Below are 1,089 nucleotides of genomic sequence, written 5' to 3' on the forward strand. Positions count from 1 at the left end.
AGGGCTTGAAGCTTAGTACACGTCCCGATCCCTGAAGACCACCATGATGGTTTTGAGGATAATGTGCAGATCGAGCCGCAGAGACCAGTTGCGCAGGTAGTCGAGATCATGATCGATGCGCGCCTGCATCTTGTCGAGCGTGCGGGTTTCACCGCGATAGCCGTTGACCTGGGCCCAGCCGGTAATGCCGGGCTTGACCTTGTGGCGGATCATATAGCCCTTGATCAGATTGCGGTAGATCTCGTTGTGCGCCACGGCATGCGGCCGGGGCCCGACAATGCTCATGCGCCCCTGCAGGACATTGACGAACTGCGGCAATTCGTCCAGCGAATTCTTGCGCAGAAAGGCGCCGATGCGCGTGATGCGGCTATCTCCCTTCTGCGCCTGCCGGATCGACTCGCCGTCTTCGCAGACCCGCATCGAACGGAATTTATAGACCAGGATTTCTTCTCCATCGAGCCCATAGCGGCGTTGCTTGAAAATGACCGGGCCGGGGGAATCCAGCTTGATGGCCAGGGCGATGACCAGCAGCAGCGGTGAGATCAGCGCCAGGATAAGCAGGGAGAGAACGATATCGCTTGCCCGCTTGATGATCCCATTGGAACCGGTGAAGGGAGATTCGCATACGGAGATGACCGGGGTGCCGCAAACGGTGCCGCTGCGCCCCTGGATAAGATCGGTGATGAACATGTCGGGCACGAAGTAGATGGAGGCGGTGGTGTCTTTCAGTTCATCCAGTACATGGAGGATGCGCGGCTGCGAGGCCATGGGCAGCGACAGATAGATGAACTGGATGCGGTTTTCCTTGACGAAGCCGGGAAGCTCGCGCAGCCTGCCGAGCAACTGGCTGTTGGTGGGCTGATTGAGCCGGTTCGGGCTGCGGTCATCGAAGAAGCCGGACAGTTCGATCTTCGAATAGCGTGTCTCGTGAATGCGGTTGGCCAGCGCGGCGCCCTGCTCGTTCATGCCGACAATGATGGCGCGTTGCGGCGGCCCTTGCAGCATCAGCAGATAGGGTGCGCTGGCGCGCAGGGCCAGATGGGCGCCTACCTGGCTCAGCGGCGCCACCCAGAGCCAGGTGATCAGAGT

General features: G+C 60.1%; 1 protein-coding gene. It reads right to left on the reverse strand.

Going from position 1 to position 1,089, the window contains the following annotated elements; translation table 11 throughout:
* Positions 1-12 precede the first annotated feature (12 nt).
* Positions 13-1,089: undecaprenyl-phosphate glucose phosphotransferase (locus tag SQ11_RS14985; RefSeq protein ID WP_041515003.1), on the reverse strand; the 1,077-nt coding region annotated here is incomplete at its 5' end.

It is taken from the genome of Nitrosospira sp. NpAV (assembly GCF_000832065.1).
Taxonomy (GTDB): domain Bacteria; phylum Pseudomonadota; class Gammaproteobacteria; order Burkholderiales; family Nitrosomonadaceae; genus Nitrosospira.